Source organism: Candidatus Curculioniphilus buchneri endosymbiont of Curculio glandium (genome assembly GCF_964275155.1).
In the GTDB taxonomy this organism is placed as follows: Bacteria; Pseudomonadota; Gammaproteobacteria; order Enterobacterales; family Enterobacteriaceae; genus Curculioniphilus; species Curculioniphilus buchneri.
In genome coordinates, this window is record NZ_OZ193413.1 from 455,318 (window position 1) to 476,763 (window position 21,446).

At 27.3% G+C, this 21,446-nt stretch carries 10 protein-coding genes and 1 tRNA gene; 7 read left to right on the top strand and 4 right to left on the bottom strand.

Translation table 11 applies throughout. The features are described 5' to 3' along the window. Positions 1 to 265: 265 nt before the first annotated feature. Positions 266 to 1,153 carry a protease HtpX gene (gene htpX / locus ACICP0_RS01325; protein ID WP_395480151.1) on the bottom strand — a complete coding sequence of 296 codons (888 nt, stop codon included), beginning with the start codon at positions 1,151 to 1,153 and terminating at the stop codon, positions 266 to 268. A gap of 1,091 nt (positions 1,154 to 2,244) precedes the next feature. Between htpX and ACICP0_RS01330 the strand changes: the two genes are divergently transcribed. The 3 genes from ACICP0_RS01330 to tyrS all read left to right on the top strand — a co-directional run bounded on the left by ACICP0_RS01330 (position 2,245) and on the right by tyrS (position 6,672). Then, positions 2,245 to 2,317: transfer RNA gene (locus tag ACICP0_RS01330), tRNA-Ile, on the top strand. A 2,313-nt stretch (positions 2,318 to 4,630) separates the two neighbouring features. Then, positions 4,631 to 5,278: a pyridoxamine 5'-phosphate oxidase gene (gene pdxH / locus ACICP0_RS01335; RefSeq protein ID WP_395480152.1), complete on the top strand. Its 648-nt coding sequence runs from the start codon at positions 4,631 to 4,633 to the stop codon at positions 5,276 to 5,278. Between the two features lie 116 nt (positions 5,279 to 5,394). Next, on the top strand, positions 5,395 to 6,672 hold the full coding sequence (gene tyrS / locus ACICP0_RS01340) for a tyrosine--tRNA ligase (protein WP_395480153.1): 1,278 nt from the start codon (positions 5,395 to 5,397) through the stop codon (positions 6,670 to 6,672). A gap of 352 nt (positions 6,673 to 7,024) precedes the next feature. Here tyrS and dtpA read toward each other — a convergent pair whose 3' ends face one another. Beyond that, on the bottom strand, positions 7,025 to 8,509 hold the full coding sequence (dtpA, locus tag ACICP0_RS01345) for a dipeptide/tripeptide permease DtpA (RefSeq protein ID WP_395480154.1): 1,485 nt from the start codon (positions 8,507 to 8,509) through the stop codon (positions 7,025 to 7,027). A gap of 477 nt (positions 8,510 to 8,986) precedes the next feature. Further along, entirely contained in the window at positions 8,987 to 9,622 is a 636-nt protein-coding gene (gene nth / locus ACICP0_RS01350) for an endonuclease III (RefSeq protein WP_395480155.1), read from the bottom strand. 2,149 nt (positions 9,623 to 11,771) lie between these two features. Here nth and tyrR point away from each other — a divergent pair. Next, a complete protein-coding gene (gene tyrR / locus ACICP0_RS01355; protein WP_395480156.1) occupies positions 11,772 to 13,328 on the top strand; it encodes a transcriptional regulator TyrR in 1,557 nt (518 codons plus the stop codon). A 533-nt stretch (positions 13,329 to 13,861) separates the two neighbouring features. Here tyrR and fumC read toward each other — a convergent pair. Continuing rightward, on the bottom strand, positions 13,862 to 15,229 hold the full coding sequence (gene fumC / locus ACICP0_RS01360) for a class II fumarate hydratase (protein ID WP_395480233.1): 1,368 nt from the start codon (positions 15,227 to 15,229) through the stop codon (positions 13,862 to 13,864). A gap of 379 nt (positions 15,230 to 15,608) precedes the next feature. On the opposite strand from fumC, the gene ACICP0_RS01365 reads away from it, so the two are divergent. From ACICP0_RS01365 to ACICP0_RS01375, 3 genes are all read left to right on the top strand, one after another. Next, positions 15,609 to 15,692 (top strand): type I phosphomannose isomerase catalytic subunit, encoded by an 84-nt coding sequence (locus tag ACICP0_RS01365; protein ID WP_395480234.1) that lies wholly within the window; start codon positions 15,609 to 15,611, stop codon positions 15,690 to 15,692. Further along, the gene (locus ACICP0_RS01370) at positions 15,667 to 15,933 is read left to right on the top strand and encodes a type I phosphomannose isomerase catalytic subunit (RefSeq protein WP_395480157.1); all 267 of its coding nucleotides are present in this window, start codon (positions 15,667 to 15,669) and stop codon (positions 15,931 to 15,933) included. The genes ACICP0_RS01365 and ACICP0_RS01370 overlap by 26 nt, the downstream gene beginning before the upstream one ends. A gap of 2,196 nt (positions 15,934 to 18,129) precedes the next feature. Further along, the gene (locus ACICP0_RS01375) at positions 18,130 to 19,125 is read left to right on the top strand and encodes a 2-hydroxyacid dehydrogenase (protein WP_395480158.1); all 996 of its coding nucleotides are present in this window, start codon (positions 18,130 to 18,132) and stop codon (positions 19,123 to 19,125) included. The last annotated feature ends 2,321 nt before the right edge of the window (positions 19,126 to 21,446 follow it).

Sequence of the window (21,446 nt, forward strand, 5' to 3'; positions counted from 1 at the left end):
TTTAGCAGAAATTCATATAATTTATTGTTAATGAAAATATATTGATTGTATATCTGTGATGATATAATTCTATCCCATAGGTTGATTTAACAACATCAATTTCCAGTAGAAGTTTTGAAAAAAACATATGAAATATTTTTAATGATCAATTATCTTACTATTCTAAAAAATAGATAATATTTTTGTTCAATTCATGAAAATAATATTTTTATTTATACTCTTTTTATGTGAAGTTAAAAAAATAAAACAAAGTTGAAATTTGGTTTCATCGCATCATATAAGCATTAGTAATTAATGCTTCAATACGTTTTTCTAAGGATGGATGCGACATAAATAGTTTGCTAAAAAATGACTTCTTCCGACCATGAATGCAAAAAGCTATCATACTGCTTTCTTCTTGTGGTTCATAGCTGGTTTTTAGACGTTCCAAAGCTGCAATCATTTTTTCTCGACTTGTAAGTTTAGCTGCACCAGCATCAGCATAAAATTCACGATAACGAGAAAACCATAAAGTGATTACGCTTGCAAGAATACCAAACATCAACTCTAATACCATAGAAGTAATAAAATATACAAGTTGATTACCATTACTATTATCAGACTCATCTCGATTTGATGAAAAAAATCCTGATATCATCTGCGCTAGTAGACGCGATATAAAGATCACAAAGGTATTCATTACGCCTTGTATTAAGGTCATTGTAACCATATCGCCATTAGCGATATGAGTAATTTCATGCGCGATCACTGCTTCAACTTCAGCATGACTCATATTTTGCAATAGGCTAGTACTAACAGCTATTAGAGATGCATTACGTCGAGGGCCAGTGGCGAAGGCATTAATATCAGGTGCAGGATAAATAGCTACCTGCGGCATGGTAATATTGACTTGTTGTGCTTGCTGATTCACTATATTTAACAACCATCGCTCAATGTCATCTCGAGGTTGGCTGATAATTTTTCCGCCAACCAAGCGCAATGCCATGTATTTTGACATCAGTAAAGAAACAATTGCTCCTCCAAAGCCAAATATTCCAGCCGTAATGATTAACCTGGTAATATTAGAAAATTGAATCCCCATGAAATTCAGCATAATACCAAATACTACCATCACTGCTAAATTGGTCAGTACAAAGAGAACTATACGTTTCATAAAATGTAATTTCCTCACAGTTAATTATTCCGATTATTTGAATATTATCTTAAATAATTTTTTATATAGTACTATTCATATTATTATTTTATTTGCTTACGCTCAGTAAACGTATATTACATCGTTTTATTACTTCGTTTAATAAACAATAATTATAAGAATGGATTACATAATCTATGTTATAATAATTTAAGTATTAAATTTTAAGAATCTAATTGTATTTACCTTATTATATTTAATATTATTAGTATTAAATAAACAATATTGACTAAATAAAATAATATTGAATTTTTATTTTAAATAGGACTTTTTATTTTATAGCTATATAAAAAGACACTATTAGTTTTATTCATTAAGAAATATATTTAAATTTTAACATACATTTATTTTTTTATGTGTTGATATCTAATATTTGATAATCCATTTAAATTATAAATTTTATTCTAAGTATTGATTAAAACTTGCATTAGTACTATATACTATAAACATAACTAGGATGCATTAACTTAATTAATGCATATCGGTGTGATATCTATAGATGGTGATCTAGTTTTACTATTTTTTAAATTTTATTTATTAGATATAAATTTATATTTATATTATATTGTTCATAGATTTTGTCTCCACACCTGGAGATGTATGATAGTACAGTATCAACTATTAATCCTATTTTTTTTGATTATTTTATTACTAAAATTCATTTTTACGTTAAAATAGAGGTAATGAATTGACGATATTTTCTCTTTTTAGTAACGATTTTAAAAATTTAACATAATTTCTTACTTAAGGTATTTTACATTGAAGATGTTGTTTGTAGTTATTAGCTTTTAAAAAGCCGAACATAATCTATTTCCATAAATAATAGACAGATTTATCATTACTCTAATATTACTAGTTAGTAGTCTGCTACTCTGCAATCTATATTGAAACTATATTATATTATTAATCGAATATTAGTTAATTATATGTATTAATACCAGCGAGCGTAATGTTTTTTATTTTTAAGACCAAGTAAAAATGATTATATGCTTAATAAAAAATATAGATTAATTTAGTGTTATCATGTAGAATGTGCTGTTTTTCCATTCTCAGGCCCCTTAGCTCAGTGGTAAGAGCAAGCGACTCATAATCGCTTGGCCGCTGGTTCAAATCCAGCAGGGGCCATCATCATAATAACAATTAATTAAGAATAAATTTGATAAAAACTTAGACATATTTATGTTATTATTTTTTTATTTTAATGTTGTCTAATTATTTACATTTAAAAAAACTACTGTTTATTTCAAAATAAATAATAGTTTTACTATGCACTGGAGTTTAGATTGTTTCAATTATGATTATATTATACCAATAGTAACATGTAATAATATATAAACCATATTCAAAAAGCTAATAATCTAGTCGCATAAAAGCGGTTATTTAAATGTATTTAATAGGTAAAAAATCTTTTTTTAGCATAAAACGGTCAGAAATATTCACAATAAATTTGTAGTAAGGAATACACGTATAATAACACGTGGCGTGTGACTTAGAAGTCAAGTCTTCAACTACATTGTATTATGTATATAATGTAATAATAGTAATTATTATGTATATAATTATATTAGATTTATTCATTTTTCTACTTTAGCATTCATTATGTTAAAAACTTAAATATATTGGTTATTTAACAATCATACAGTCATTCTATTGGATAGAATAGAATTTTGTAAATTATCTTTGATTGATCGGCAATTTTATTCGTAATGATGTTATAGCTTATTTACTACATAATGTTCTATTTCAACATATAACTTTTATTCTAATAAAAATATTAGAAGAATACTTGCATGATAATTATCAGATTTTTAAATATTATTTATGTATATCATAGAAGTTGCTTAATAAAATAGAGAATAAATTCATCATGTATAATGGCTCATACAATTTATTAGGAATACTCTTTAAAATTTAAATTTTATACATTACTAATGTAGACATAGTTGTTTCGAAATAATTAAGAAACTTATTCATCCAATGGATTAATCTATTGGTCATTAATGGTTATTAACCATATTATATTAGATTAATCTTATCTATGCATAATGCTATGTTACTAAACATATTTCCTTATCATGTGATAAAATTTCTATAAGTTTTACTTTTTAATAGATCTACAGTAATTACTGTAGATATCGTATAAATAACACTTAATTAATTTAAAATACTATTAATAATATTAAATGTTGGATTCACTATTTATGCTTTTCATTGACTATGGATGATACATATCATCACATCGTTACATTTAGATCAATAGATTATTTAAAATAATCTCTTTATACTGATTTAAAATTACTTGTTACGTAACGAGTGCATCACACATATAAGCGTGTGTTCTTTTTTTAGCACATAAAAGTATTCAACACAAATGCAATACATTTTACATAATATTTAAATAGTATAAAAATACTTACATAAAATAACTTTATAATTATATACTATTCTTAAATCTATATATTAATATATGCTAAGAAATTTAGTAAATTTTAATTTTTTTGATTAATTTATTATATATATTATTTAAATAATAAGAAGATAATTACTGATTGTAGCGATTTTAAAATAAATATAAATTATATATACAATGTTTCATTGTATAAATGTTATTTAATTTTTTAGAAAATTTTTTTAATGAAATATAAATCAACAGCAATACATATATAAACTATAATATCTTCAATATTTAAAAAATCTGGATATTTAAGAACTCGCACGATACTCAAAAATATAAATAATATTACTAGCGATATAAGCTCAACTAAAAGTAATCATTTTATATTTTAAAATATAATCCTTATGTGAAATATATTGTATTATAAAGTTATATCTATACATTCCATTATATATCAGAATATCATTATTCTTTTCTGAAATATAAAGTTGTTTTCTATAATATATTAAGTATGATAATTAATTAGTATGTACCATCTATACATGATATCATTTTTTATTTTTTAATCAATAGATTAAAAGTATTTCAAGCAATATACTGTAACAATGCAGTGCCCTTTCTTCACTAATTAAAAGAATGTACATCAATATCATTGCTGGACTAATCTACATTGTATGGCACACAAAACTAATATAATAAATAGTGCTACTATAATTAGCAATTAAATTGTATTCTGTAGAGAATAGGTCAAATTATTTCAACCAACTAGGGTCAGATATTTTTAAAATAGAAAAGCTATCACTGTAATACTAAATCAAAACTCGATTAATCACGTTTATAAACATTTCACTACGAAAAATTCGTGACTCCTAGCTATACAAAATGTATAAATGGTAATTTATATATCTAATGATTTTATGGAAATATTTTTAGTATACATTTTTTAGTTTTTTTAAAAATATGAACATAATAGATATGATTTAGACTATTTAACATTATGATATAAAAATAGTTTTTACTTTTTAATTATTTCCTAAAAAGCAATGATAGAAAAATTGAATATTTCTGCTCTACGGAGAGAATATACTTTGGGTACATTACGTTATACCGATTTAACAAAAGAGCCCATGGTCTTGTTTGAACGCTGGTTAAAACAAGCTTGTGATGCGAAACTTTTTGAAGCTACAGCCATGAATGTAAGTACAGTAGATAAGAATAATCAACCTTATCAACGTATTGTTTTGCTTAAATATTTCGATGAAAAAAGCATGGTATTTTACACAAATTTGAGAAGTCGAAAAGCTATCCATTTAAATTATAACCCTCATATTAGCTTACATTTTTCTTGGCATGAATTAGAACGACAAGTATTGGTCTTAGGACAGGCAAAGAGGCTATCAACAATTGATGTCATGCAATATTTTTATACTCGTCCTCGAGATAGCCAAATAGGAACCTGGATCTCTAAACAATCTAGCAAGATCGCTTCTCGTAAAATTCTAATAAATAAATTTCATGAATTTAAAAATAAGTTTAAGTATTGCAAAATACCTTTTCCACATTTTTGGGGAGGTTATCGAGTACACATTGAAGCAATAGAATTCTGGCAGGGTGGTGAGCATCGTCTACATGATCGATTTATCTATCAACGAAATGCAAATGGTTGGCGCATAAATAGACTATCTCCATAATTATATTGGCATATAAGAAAATACATTGATACTTAAGAAGACATTAGGCATTATAAAAGTAGAGCATGTCAATGTTAATTAAGAAATGTATTTTCTTTTTGTAAAAGGAGTAGTTAATGGCAAAAAGTAACCTAATAAAGCAATTACAGGAACGAGGTTTAGTCGCACAGACTACAGATGAAATAGCGCTATCTAAACATTTATCATCAGGACCTATCGTGCTCTATTGTGGTTTCGATCCTACTGCTGATAGCCTACATTTAGGACATTTAGTAGTGCTGCTCTGCTTAAAACGCTTTCAATTATTTGGACATCGTCCAATTATTTTGATAGGTGGTGCTACTGGTTTTATTGGCGACCCTAGCTTTAAAGTAGTCGAACGAAAGGCTCATACTGTAGAAACGATTCAAAAATGGGTAGAACAAATTAAACGTCAAATAGCTCTTTTTGTCGATTTTGATTGTAGTAAAAATAGCGCTATTGCTGTTAATAACTATGATTGGTTTCATTCAATGAAGATATTAAATTTTCTTCATGATATAGGTAAATATTTTTACATAAAACAGATGATTAGCAAAGAAGCCATCAAACAAAGACTAAATTATGAAAAAAAAGGACTATCCTTTACCGAATTTTCCTATAATCTTCTTCAGAGTTATGATTTTTTATTTCTCAATGAAAAATATGGTGTAACATTACAAATAGGAGGATCGGATCAATGGGGGAATATTATATCTGGTATTAATCTAATCCGTCGGTTACATCGAAACACAGTTTTCGGATTGACAGTACCGCTTATTACAAAATCAGATGGTATTAAATTTGGAAAAACTGAAAGTGGCGTGATTTGGTTAGATCCAAAAAAAACAAGCCCTTATCAATTTTACCAATTTTGGATTAACATTAATGATAACGATGTATACCGATTTCTTAAATGTTTTACTTTTATAGATATGTCTGACATCATGGCACTAGAAGAAGAGTTTAAAAATAAGAACATTTTTAAAGCCCAATATATTTTAGCGGAAGAAGTCACTAGAATGGTGCATGGCGAGAAAGGTTTAGCTGCTGCTAAACGTATTACTACTAGTTTATTTAGCGGAAAAATTATCAATTTAACTCAAGACGATTTTATTCAACTCTCTATAGATGGGATGCCAATGATTATGCTTGAAGATAAAATGAATAATTTACAACAAGCGCTAGTAGCATCGGGTCTGGCACCATCTTTAGGACAAGCTCGTACTATGATTACTGCTCATGCAATTTCGATTAATGGTGAAAAAAAGACATCAGTAGAATATGTATTTAATGATATCGATCGGTTATATAACCGCTATACCTTATTATGCCGGGGTAAAAAAAATTACTGTCTTCTGTACTGGCGTAGTTAATTTTTTTAATAAAGATTAAATTACTTTAAAGACAAGTAACACCGATTACATATAATGTAACTAAAAATAAGATTATTTTGAATAATCCTAATTCTTAAAAAGTTAATATTGATTAATAATAATACGAATAAATACTAAATACTATAAGACAATTTATCATAGTTTATCATAAATTATGTACTGAAATTTATCAAAATTAGTTAAAAAGAAATTTTCTTTTTCTTTTATTTTCCATAAATACCGTTAAAAACTGTTAAATTTATAAAATAAACACATAAAAAATGATTAATTTTTTATGTGTTTAACATTACAATTTTAGATAATTAATTAACAGATTAGTTTTCTAATTATTTTATATTTTATTATTTCCGTCTGTTGCAATAGATTTGAGTTTAGATGCGCAAGCCATCATTAATATAGCGATGATACCTGTACATATTCCAATTTGCATAAAAACATGGCTATAAATTTTTAAAGAAAGATGTGGATCGCTAACATCAGATGGCACTGCTGAAAGATTAGCAACAAATCCAGCTATAATTGCTGCTGCAGCAGTAGTTAAAAACCAGGATCCCATTACAAATCCCATTAAACGTTGCGGCACCAGTTGTGCTACCATAGCTAAACCTAAACCAGAAATCATCAATTCACCAACACTTTGTAATGCATAGCTTAGGATCAACCAATAAATCGATACTATGCCAGCCTCATTAGCAAAATATGCACCGAGTGGTAAAATTAAAAATGCGAGTGAACATAGAATCATGCCTATAGCAAATTTAAATGGCATCGCTAAGCGATCGCCTAAACGGTTGTAACATGCCGCTAAAAGCGGGCTAGTCAGCATGATCCAAAAGGGATTCAGTGCTTGACATTGCTCAGGCTCAAAATGTAATCCAAGTAATACAGTTTCTACATTATGAATAGCAAAGAAATTTAATGAAGTTGGCATTTGGCTATAGAGTATAAAAAACACTACTGCTTCTAGCATCATAATCAATGCCACAAGCATACGACGTCGTTCTGCTTGTTGGAGTTGAAAAGTTTCATATGCAAATATAAAAAGAATGCTGAGTGTTATTGCTCCAAGAACCATACGTGCAATATTTTGATGATGTAATAACCAAGTGGATAAGGGAATTAAGAGCGAAATTCCAGCTAACACTGCAAATAAACGTGACCATTTTAATTTAACAAAATCTGGTGCAGAACCATGATTATTAACATAACCCCGGTAGAAAATAAAATTAACTAATGTGATTAACATTCCGAAAACGCTTAACGAAAATGCAACATTCCAACCGTAATGTGCAGCTAGCCATGGAGTGGAAAGCATTGATAAAAATGATCCGATATTAATAGCCATGTAATACATGGTAAAAGCACCGTCTAAGCGAGGATCATCTTTTTTATAACAGGTGGCTAACAACGAAGAAGGATTCGCTTTAAAGAGTCCACTTCCAACGGCGATGGTAGCCATACCAAAATAAACTAAAATTACCTTATAACTAGATAAAGCGACCATGCTATAACCGGCAGTAAGAATTAATATTCCAAGAATAATAACACGTTTAGTGCCAAGTACTTTATCACCTAACCAGCCACCAATAGCAACAAAGCCGTATACCAATGCACTAAAAGATGAAAATAGTGTGATGGATGCAGCTTCTGATAAGCCAAGTATTTTTACTAAATAAACAGCCAAAATACCTTGTAAACCGTAATATCCAAATCGTTCCCATAATTCAATAGAAAAAATTAGATAAAATGATTTTGGTTGTTTGAAAGCATTTAAAGTTATATGTTGTGTAGATACTTGTTGATTTGTAGTTGACACTAAAGACCTCGTCGATTATTTTAATTATTGGTGCCCAAAGGTGCCAAAACTATTGGATTGATACTAAACATTCCACTATCATATACATATTCATCTAAAATGATGTATTGAAAATATACTTATGTTTCTTTATATTTTTAACAGGATAATATTTATACACATCCACCTAAGGCATAAGACATACAGAATATAATATGTCTCTAACACAATCCGTTTTGTACATACAAAACGTTATTATGTATAGAATTATATCATTTAATATAAGTAATATGACTGAAAAAAGATATTTCATCTTATTTAATACTGTTACCAGTATGAATTATATCAGTATATCTTAATGTTATATTCTATTATGTACTTCATTTGAAATGAACTTCACAGTTTTATTCAGTCAGTTTGACAAAATTACTCGTGATGTTCTTAATATAATCTATAAAATTAAGAAACTGCGTCTAAAAAGCTAAAAGTATATTTCTATCATAGATGAGATTTATGATTATACTCACAAAGATCTTCAATCAAACAACTAGTGCAACGTGGTGAACGAGCGATACAAGTATATCGGCCGTGTAAAACTAACCAATGGTGACAGTGTAGTTTAAACATCTTTGGCACAACGGTGAGCAGCTTTTTTTCGACAGTTTTTACATCCTTCCCTATTGCAAAACGAGTCCTATTGCTAACACGAAAAACATGTGTGTCCACTGAAATTGTCGGCCAATCAAAAGCAATATTAAGTATTAGATTAGCAGTTTTATGACCAACTCCTGGTAAAGCTTCTAGCGCAGTTCGATCTTCAGGTATTTGACTTTGATGATGTTTGATTAACATTCTACAGGTTTTTATGATATTTTCTGCTTTACGATTAAAGAGACCAATTGATTTGATATAGCTTTTAATGCCTTCTATGCCTAAAAAAAGCATATCTTGTGCTGTATTTGCTACTTGAAACAGTTGTCTAGTAGCGTTATTAACGCTATGATCTGTAGATTTTGCTGATAGTAGCGCAGCAATTAATAGTTCAAATGGTGAATGAAAAATCAATTCAGTAGTTGGATAGGGATTTTGTTCACGTAAACGATACAGGATATCATAGCGTTTTCTTTTATTCATTGGACAATGACTCTGTTTATGTTTATTAATAGGGAGTTTTAATTGCTTATTACAAACGTTTTATTATAAGGCGTACAGGAAAACTGAAACGTTATAGTGTGATAGTATAAGTTGATAACTGCATCTTACTGCTTCATCGAATAAATCTAGTATAGAACTATGTTTATTGAGTGTTATTTGTACATGTAGGAGAAACTTGCTAACTTAAAAATTAAGTTTTAACTTATCTATTTAATAAAATCTATTATAATAGTAATATCAATTGGTTAGCATTTCTTATTACTTACTGTAACCTTAAATGTACTAACCTCAAGATACAAGTAAGAATATAGATGATATATAATTTTATTTTCATTATCTTCTATTCTAAAATTTAGAAACATAGCATCTTAATAAATTTCAACTAGTATCTTTTACAGATGGATTTATAGCATGCTAATCTAACTTAGTAAAATATTGAGTCGGTTATTTATAACCTATTTCAATGTACCATAACTTCTCTTTTAAGAAGAGAATCGAATTATAACATTATAATGTGCGACATTCATTAATATAGCTAGGTTTTTTATAAAACTTCGTTGTTCTGTTTTCTTTTAGGAGAGTATCCAATTTAGTCAATAAAAAGAAATATAGTTTTATCTGAATAGTTATTCAACAAATTTTTTTATTTTGTAGTGAACTACTTTAGTAAAATATTAATTTTTACTATGAAAAATAATAGTCAAATAAATAGGATATTCCATCCCTTATAAAGTTAAGATAACTTTCTATATAACTTAATATTTTTCTGGATTTAATTAGGAAGGAGCAATAAACAGAAAGAATAACGTTATACTACATTTTTACCGGCATTCTTATAGAGATGTATTGTAGTTATCATGATAATTTCATATATCTAATTTTTTTGGATATAATCGTTTTATTGTGTTAATTAAATTGAAATTTAATTCAAAAAGGCTGAATATATTATTCAATATACTAACAATGAATAATTAGATAATGTTCTAAAAAATAATACTTATTATCCTTAGTACAACATTGCACGATCAATTTGTCACCTTTTAAATAAGCGTACAATAGTATATTTTAATTTTAAGATCAATAAGTTAGATGTATATCTAACTAATTAATTTACAAAAAATGATTTTGTTTGTTACACCAATGCATATTGAGACATATATATTTTCAAGTACTTTATCAATTGGATATTAAGATAAAATATGCTATTTTTCTTTTAGAAAAAACACATGTAACATTTTTATAACTAATTCTAGTTAACAATAGCAGTTAAGATTGTATATATCCAGTATCTAAGAAATTAATTTAATGCCTACTTACTAAGTAAATATTAAATGTTCAAAATTAAATATTTGATTGGTACTAGATTCAAATTGTAATCATATTATATCTTCTATCAAATTATTAATTCATTAATTAAATTGCTATATTTAGCAGCTCACTTGTACAATAAATAATTATACAATTTTTTAATGTACATTCCATGTTATTTGATAAAAATTAGATAATAGCAATGCTATATGTTAATTTTAAAACTCATTCAAAATCCTCATATAGTTAATAAATTAACAACTTGGTTAATCCAAAATTCAATTTAATTAGAATTAATTAGATTGTGTGTTCTATATTGTGTGTTCTATTTTGAAACAAAAAATTTATCATATCTAGTCTAACCTACGTCTGAATACTTTAATGATTAAGCTATCTTTTATTCTGATAGAATATGAAAAATATTTTTGTACTCATGAATTTTGTTAGAATTTTTTTGTAAACATTAACGAATGGACATAACAAGTTAGATAATTTTTTTAATTCGATCAAATGCTAATAAACAACAGAACACACTTCATATTGGATATGAAAATAGTTGTAGTTCGCTAATCTTTATTAGCCTAATTCAAACTATTACATAAAACTACTATTAATAATTCAATAAAAAATACTTTAGAATCTGTTAAAAAAATAATTTATATCTCTTAAAGTTACACTAATTACATAAAAAACTTTGCGTTGAATAACAAATATGCAGTTAATTGTCTACATTGTTAACTTTTTTGATAGATAACTTCAACTGCAATACAATGTCAGTATTATACTTCCTGCAATTATAACTGCTAAAACGAGGCAACCTATGCGTTTGGAAGTATATTGTCAAAATCATGTGAATTTATCGCAAGAATTACTAAATTTATTAACTTCATACGCTATAGATTTACGTAGCGTTGAATTCACATCTATCGGACGAGTTTATTTGAACTTTGCGCAGTTAGAATGCAATATTTTTAAAACAATAATATCAAAAATTCGTAGCATAGAAGGAGTCACAGATGTGCACACTGTCGTTACCTATATATCTACTGAATATGGGTTTCATGTAATGAAAGCTATTTTAGCTCCTATGCCAGAACCTGTATTTTCCATTGATATCACAGGCCAAATTGAATTATTTAATCCAGCAGCAGCATTACTATGTGATCAGAAAAAAAAGAATTTGATCGGCCAGATGATATCTACGGTAATTAGTGATTTTGATTTTAATCATTGGTTACGAGATGCCTTACCTCTGCCGACAAGTAAATGGGTTATGATTCAAGGTCAATATTTTTTATTGGACATCTCACCAATTTTACTATCTAGTGATAATGGCCAATCTAATATGGCTGGTGGAATAGTAATGTTAAAATCAATAATGCATTTGAATAGACAGTTAAAAGATCAATCAATACATAATAAAAATGCTTTTAATAGACTCCTGGTAAATAGTAAATCCATGCACCAATTATTAGACATTACTAAAAAATTAGCGATTTTAGATGCGCCACTATTAATTTTTGGAGAAATTGGCACTGGTAAAAAATTACTAGCCCATGCATGCCACTTATATAGTGTTCGAAGTCATCATCCTTTTTTAGTATTTAACTGTGCCACTTTATCCGATGAAAGGGCAGAAATTGAGTTGTTTGGTTATGCAACAGATGTTGATCCGCTGTTACGAAAAAGTAAAAAAGGTTTTTTTGAGCGGGCAAATGGTGGTTCTATATTACTCGATGAAATCTCAGAAATGTCTCCTATTATGCAAAATAAGCTGCTTCATTTTCTTAATTGTAGTACCTTATATCACGTAGGTGAAGATCAAGAGATACATGTAGACGTACGGATAATCTGTACAGCGAAAAAAAATTTACTTAATTTAGTACGAAGTGGTCATTTTCGAGAAGATCTCTATTATCGTTTGAATGTACTAAGTTTAACAATTCCGCCATTACGTGAGCATCCAGAGGATATAATACCGTTAGCATCAATGTTTATTGATCAATTTTGTAATGAAAATGGAGTCAAACAACCTAAATTAGCACCAGATTTAATTGATAAACTTAGCTGCTATACCTGGCCAGGAAATGTGCGGCAGTTAAAGAATATTCTCTATAGTGCAATAGCACGACAAGATGGCCTTATGATACACGATAATGGCATTGAACTACCCGATTTTAATCCCATCTGTTCGATATCAGATGATTTACTCAATGGATCATTATCTGAAATTAGCAAACGGTTTGAGCGATCAGTCTTAGTTCGATTATACAGAACTCATCCTAGCACTCGTAAATTAGCAAAAAGATTGGGAGTTTCCCATACTGCAATTGCCAACAAGCTACGTGAATATAATCTAAGTGCAAAGAATCGATGATGAATAATAAACCATTATGAATGATGATGCTGATAACTCTTTAAGCTATCAGCATATTGATTTGTTATCTGTACTACTAAACTAAAATAAAACTTTAGCATTATCATTATTTCTTAAATTTTTTATCATGTGTGCTTTATCAGAGTCTGTCATATATTGATTGTGTGCGAATTATATCAAATCAAGATAAGAGCTATAAAAAATATATATAACCAGCATTGTCTAGTATGCAACGCTGATTTAAACATAAATAAATACAAACATATTTCAGTTTTTTATATCTAGTTAAATAAACAGTACAACACTGTTTCCGTATCAGATGTATTATTCATAGTCCCCTTATAAATCAATTTATTACATTCAGGAATTAATCAATTTCATCATAGATGATGATTCGCCTCACGTCTATTTTTTAAATATTATAATTTATTTTATGATTGAGAATCGTAGTAGTATGGATGATAAATATATAATTATTCATTTCTATTTTTCTTAGTAGTTTTGCTTTTAGCATATATTATTAATAAAATGTATCAATCCTTGATATTACCAACCATAGCTTCTGGTCGGATCCAAGCATCGAATTGTTCTTCTGTTACATACCCTAACTCCAGTGCTGCGGACTTTAGATTTAGTCCTCCGTGATAAGCTCTCCTTGCGATGTCTGCTGCCTTATCGTATCCGATATATGTGTTTAATGCTGTTACAAGCATGAGTGATTCATTCAGTAACTGATCGATACGTTTTCGATCAGGTTGAATTCCAACCGCACAGTATTTATTGAATCTATTAATACCGTCTGACAGCAAATTAACCGATTGTAAGAAATTATAAATTATCATCGGACGATAAACATTCAATTCAAAATTACCAGATGCTCCACCAATATTAATTGCTACATCATTTCCCATAACTTGACAACATAACATTGTCATCGATTCACATTGAGTCGGATTTACTTTACCTGGCATAATTGAACTACCTGGTTCGTTTTCTGGAATTTTCAATTCACCGATACCACAGCGTGGACCAGACGCTAGCCATCGGATGTCGTTAGCAATTTTCATCATGGATGCCGCTAATCCTTTGAGCGCTCCATGACAATGGACTAGAGCATCGCAAGTAGCTAAAGATTCAAATTTATTTGGTGCGGTAATAAAGGGTTGATTGATAAGTTCAGCTAATACGTGTGCTACACGAATGTCATATTTCGGATGGGTATTGAGGCCAGTACCTACAGCAGTACCTCCTAGTGCAAGCTCACAAAGATGTGGAATACTTGTTTCAATATGTTGTTCATTGTGTGCTAACATTGCTACCCAACCAGAAATTTCTTGACCTAATGTTAATGGCGTTGCATCCTGAAGATGGGTACGGCCAATTTTAATAATATCATTAAAAACAATAGATTTGGCATGCAAGGTATTTTTTAAAGATATAATTTGTGGCAAGAGCTTTTCGCATAAAGTAACTACCGCAGCTATATTCATAGCAGTGGAGAAAACGTCATTAGAACTTTGACTTTTATTTACATCATCATTAGGATGTATTAACCGTCTTTTACCATATTCACCACCTAAAATTTTGCTCGCAAGATTGGCTAGTACTTCATTCATGTTCATATTACTTTGAGTACCTGATCCAGTTTGCCAAATAACTAATGGAAATTCATCGGGGTATTGACCAGCAATTACTTCATTTGCTGCGCAAATAATGGCATTAGCCTTATTATCATCAAGCAGGTATAATTCTTTGTTTACTTGTGCTACTACACGTTTAATCTGTGCTAAAGCTTTGATCACTTCAATTGGCATTTTTTCTTTTGAAATTCGAAAATGCTCTAGCGATCGTTGTGTTTGCGCTCCCCAAAGATGATTTTCTGGGACGTTAATTGATCCCATTGAATCTTGTTCAATTCGATATGTTGTTCTCACTATAAGGCCTTTATCTTTTCCTGAACAGCGTAATTTTGATTTTAAATACTAACCATATGTTTTCTTAAAAATATAATGTTTCGAGGTAAATATATTCCGCGTTATGGTCCATATTAATATATTTTCATGGAAATAATAATGGAAAAATGTTGAATGTTATTAAATACTACCATTAGGTAGTAAAAATGCACTAACTAAACTTTACGGAATTACTAATTCTGACCATCACCGATTTCAGGATTATGAATGGGAACTCCACTACAAGGTGGTTCTTATGTAATTAATTTAAAAGGCATTTAATGCCACTAAACAATTTCATAATTCCGAAATCCAGTAACTATATTGGATAAAGGAAGTAGCTAAACGATTTAGTAGTAACTTACCTATTTTATTTAAAGTATTGTATGTTGATACACCGCTATCTGTGTAGGTTCATTCTAATATGTATTCCGCTCAAAATAGATTTTTTTAAAGAAAAGAAGGCTAATATAGCATTCAATACTTTTAATCGAAATTTTAAAGATTCTAATTACAAACCAGAATTAATTTTTTCTATTACAGATTTTAAAATGATCAGCGGTTTTTTAGAATTCACATCAATTATTCCATTATTACGATTAATAACTAGTATTCATCCAACTATTCCCATTTTTCTAACTTATCCAAAATAAAAAAATTTATCAAAATTATTTCATAATCTACTAGAAATGCCTGTTGAACATAAATTGTTCGCTTTTCAGACTCTCAAATCTACTGTGTCTCATCATCATGTCGAACCTTGGGGGGGGGAAAGTATTCGTATGATTTCTTTTTGTATGTTCTGAAGATAATGGTCTATTTTTACTATTGTTGATGAATGTCATAACTTTACAACCTGGTGGACAGACTATATTTATTGCCACGAACACCTAATTCCTATCTTATAGGAATAACAATGGAAGTTATTAGAAAATTCTGATCATGTACTGTGCTGGTTTTAGTTGTAAATGCATTGATATATCTGAATGTATAGCTAATGTAATATTTATGTCTCAAATTGCAAATAGAGTTCTGAGCCAACCTATATGCTTTAACAGCATTTAATTTTTTAACCTAACTAGATGATTGTGATTTTTTCTGCATCGCTAACACATTGTCCGTTTTGTATTAGATCAAAACAGCATTGCTATCTTACCTTTTGTAAGTGGTCAAGCTACTTGTTAGTTGTAATAGTTATGAACTGATATTATATTCAGGTGAATCAATATTTATCACAGAAAACAAATCACCCACTGCCATTAGCGATACTGGTCTTTTATCCCGTGTTTATAATTTGTTATAATGTAATGCAGATTTAAATAACTTTAATAGAAGAATGTTTCATATTCTTTTGACTTTTATCATAATAAAATTATTTGAGACACAGTCTGAATAACTACTCAATAATACATAACATTTTTTAAATATATTATCTAGAGTTAGATGATATTTTATCATTATTAATGATAACGTCTAATATTTAATTAAAGTTAGGTCCCATGATATACTATGCACAAGATTATTTAATTAATAGCAATATTTTCAATAATAGTTGAATATTAATATATCAGTTTTATATTTGATATAATCAATACTAACAATGATTATTGTAATTTTATTATTATAATGTATCGGCGATAAAAGCACGCAGTGCTACTGCATAAGTAAAAATTATTCGTGCAATATGTATTAACTTCTGTATTTAATAGAATTAGTTAATATATAAATGTAATGCATTAAGCCGATACTATTATATATAGTTAACACTATCTGACGTATTTTAAGTTATTAATAGCTTTTTTTATAACAACATTGAAAAAGTAACAATGTTAGATTTAACAATACTTGAACTTAATTATTATGCATTAATAGCATAATTTCCAATTCATAAATATAATAATAGTGATGTTTAATAATTTTTGAAAAGTAGTAATATATGATATTTGATAGAGTATCAGTGCAAACTATTATATTAACAATAATATTTTGATTAGGAGAACTATTCTTTACATAATGTGATCTCTAAAGTTACATAATTTAAATGAAGATTTTAGTATGTGTATGATTTTTAACTTACTAACCTAATCAAATTTCATTTGATTTACAATCATTAAAATATTTCTATTAGAAAATACGTGCATCTAAATATAAATGAATACCAATTAATAAAATTAACATTTAGTACATGTCGATTATTACTAATATAAATCATATGGAATTAATAATATTATGGATTAAACAGCTCATTATTATACTACTACAATAATATTGTTTAGTTCTGAAATGTATTATAAATTATGTTGTTTTTTGAAGTCTATGTTTTATGCAAGCTAAATGATATTTTAGTAAATGTCTGTATTCAAAAATTAAAAATAAATTTAGGAATTAAAATTTCATTATAACATTACACTTTTGTAGTGTAGTTTAAAACTTAAAAAAGTTAATATTAATAATATTATCTTAATAGTCAAATAACTACAGAAAAAAAGTAAAAATGAATACGCCGCTCATGAGATCTGATGAAAATTTATTTAATAAAGATACAGTATATCATACTGTATCTTAAATATAATGATTATTAATTAATTATAGAATTTACAGCTACATTAGTTAGATAGATTATATCTGTTCAAAAATTATACCAGAATGGAAATATAATTCCATTATTTAAAATAAGTTAAAATATATAACTATATCAGTATAATATTAATGATGTTATCATTAACATAATGTTTAGATATATCAAATATTATAGTTATAGGTAATATTCAGCGTATTTAATGTTATTTAAATATTAGATATTAATTTTATGCATTAATGTATTAATGAAATAAATGGAAAAGAAACTTATGAAAGTTGCCGTTTATAGCAGTAAAAATTATGATTTTAAATATTTATCTAAAATAAATAAATCATTTGGATTTGACATTGAATATTTTGATTTTCTTTTGACATCACGTACAGCGAAAACAGCAGCAGGTTGCAATGCTGTATGTATTTTTGTCAATGATGATGGAAGCCGGGAGGTATTAGAGAAATTAGCCCATTTGGATATCAAAGTTTTAGCCTTACGTTGCGTAGGATTTAATAATGTTGATCTTAACGCTGCACATAATTTAAATATTAAGATAGTACGGGTACCTAATTATTCACCTGAATCTGTAGCAGAACATGCAGTGGGTATGATGATGTGTCTTAATCGCCATATTCACCGGGCTTACCAACGTACTCGAGACGCTAATTTTTCTCTTGAAGGCCTGATAGGCTTCAATATGTATCAGCGTACTGCCGGTATTATTGGTACAGGTAGAATCGGTATGGCTATTATTCGGATACTAAAGGGTTTTGGCATGCGTATATTAGCATTTGATCCTTATCCAAATGTTCAAGCGTATAAATTAAACGTTGAATATGTAGATTTAAATACATTATATTCTTCCTCAGATATTATCTCATTACATTGTCCTTTGACACAAGATAACTATCATTTACTCAATAGTACAGCTTTTACACAAATGAAAAATGGTGTGATGATTATTAATACGAGCCGCGGAAAGCTTATTGACTCCCAGGCTGCGATAAAATTTCTTAATCTCAAAAAGATTGGTGCTTTGGGAATGGATGTTTATGAAAACGAACGTGATTTATTTTTTGAAGATAAATCAAATGATGTAATTCAAGATGATATTTTCCATCAGCTATCAGCTTATCATAATGTGTTATTTACAGGACATCAAGCATTCTTAACTGAAGAAGCATTGACTGATATTTATCAAACGACTCTACAGAATATTCAACAATTAGCACAGGGTAAAAAATGCTTAAATCTCATTAATTCTCCGTAATCGAAACCAGTAAGTAAATTCAATAATATTAAATTATATAAAAATATTTTTACTAAGTGTAGTGAGTGTTTATATGATATAAAAATATCAGTAGTATTACTAATTTATTTTTAGCTAATACATCAATTGTAGCAGCAATGTTAAAAGAATGTCGCACTACATGAAACTATTCTTAAAAATAGAATTGATTGATATAGACTATATTTAGTGATAGTTTCTTCTTTTTTCTATGATGAAATCATTTTACATTATTCATTTTTTTATAAAAATATCATTATTTAATAACTTATGATTATGTTTAATGCATCATTGGAAATAATATTTAAATTTTTTTCAAGAATTCATAATGAAATTATTTTCAATCTATTTTAGGTGGTACATCAGATTGATCTGATCTATTTATTATAGAATAATCCAAAATATTTAGATCTTTTTTATAATTCTTATAGTAAAAAATGCTCTAAAAATTTTTAGAGTAAATAGGTGGCTTAAATTTGAGACGATAAATCGTATTAAAAATAATATACTTTTTATAAAAAAACATAATTTTAATAAATTTACTACATACACCATATTATTTATTAGTCATAATGTTAAACTTGTTAAATCGTTAGAATATAAATTAATGGTATAATTTATACCGTGTAATAGAAACTAATATAATTCATATGAAAATATGGCATTTACTTTTTAAAAAAATTTTTTATTTGTCATTATTTTGTTATGTAATTATATATGGATTATTATGTTGTAGTAGAACTTAGTGTCATTTAAATAAATTGTTCTATTTTTTAAATTGAGATATACTGGTATTTAATATATGATGGATAGGGTAATACATCCTATATAAATATACTGATCATCTATATATTATTTTTTAAAATTTTTTGACTTAAATTAAGAACGATAAGATCTCTACTGTAATGATAATATCATTTAATCAGCAAAGTGTAGGTTTTAACACTAGTATTAGTATTGTTAGTACTTGACATTCACTAAACTTTAATTAGTGCAAATAAAGAATGTAGATCATCTATATATGATATATAATATATCACTCAACACAATTTTCAGTAAAATCTTTTTGTTTCTGCATTAGAAAGGAACGTTTAATGCGACTATTAGGTTTATTAAAGATAAATTATCAACCATCCTAGATTTATAATAAGCTTCTTAAATATAAGAAATTGAAGTTAGTCCTACTCATATAAATTATGGTAGGAGTAGTACTAATATAAATAATTTCGATAAAAAGATAAAGAATATGATTCTAAAATTTTCATATTTCTATTAACAATAGCATTAGCGATGTTTTTCAATTCAGAGAAAAGAATATATTTAAACACCGTTCCAGTTTAATACATAAACAATTATAAAAAAATTAGTAAGGCTAATCTATTATTATAGATTGAACGGATATAAAAACGGATGAAAAGATAACGGATGCAAAGATATATGATGATCATATCGTTGATATCTTGATTATAAATCATCTAAATTTTGTTAACAGTATTAAAAAAGTTATTAATTACATTAATCTAATAAGACATGCAATAGATTGAAACTCTTTTACAATAAACAGAATTATATTCTATGCAATAAATAATAAATTATGTTCCAATTAAAATTGGATAATTTAATGCTACTACATTGCTTCAGTAATAAAAAATTTTAAACAATTTATCCGTTCTAACAAATCTATGTATTAATAAATAAATAGTTAATCGTGTTCATAAAATATAGTGTAAAACATATTTTTTTAGCTTGTAATGTAAATTACAATGATTTGCTATAAGAAAAACATACGTTTTGTAAAAGATATTTATGATAATATAATTAGAAACAAAGAAATGCTAAAATATAGCATATAGAACCAATTTTAGTTAATTCTAATGTATTCTAGTATAATTATGTAAATAATTTTTAATTATTCAATATTTTAAATTAATTAATTACTAAAATTAACATAAATCTTTTAAAGATATACATTATTTTAATAATCTTTTAATTGATTATTTTAATTTCAATTAAAATAATTGGAAATTCCTCTTAACAAAGATATTTCGAGATATATAATCTATAACTAAATTAATTGATAAAAATAAAAACAATATATTTATATTACTTCAATTAAAGACATAATCTTTAACTATGGTTAGTCTAGATTAAATTATAATTTTCAAATCTATTATATATTCATTTAATACTTTTAATACGTTAAAAAACACATAGATCTTTTTTATTCAAAAGTTGTTTTTGGATAAAAATAAATACTAAAAATATATATGATTTTGCGTATGATACAAGTACGAACATGTCAT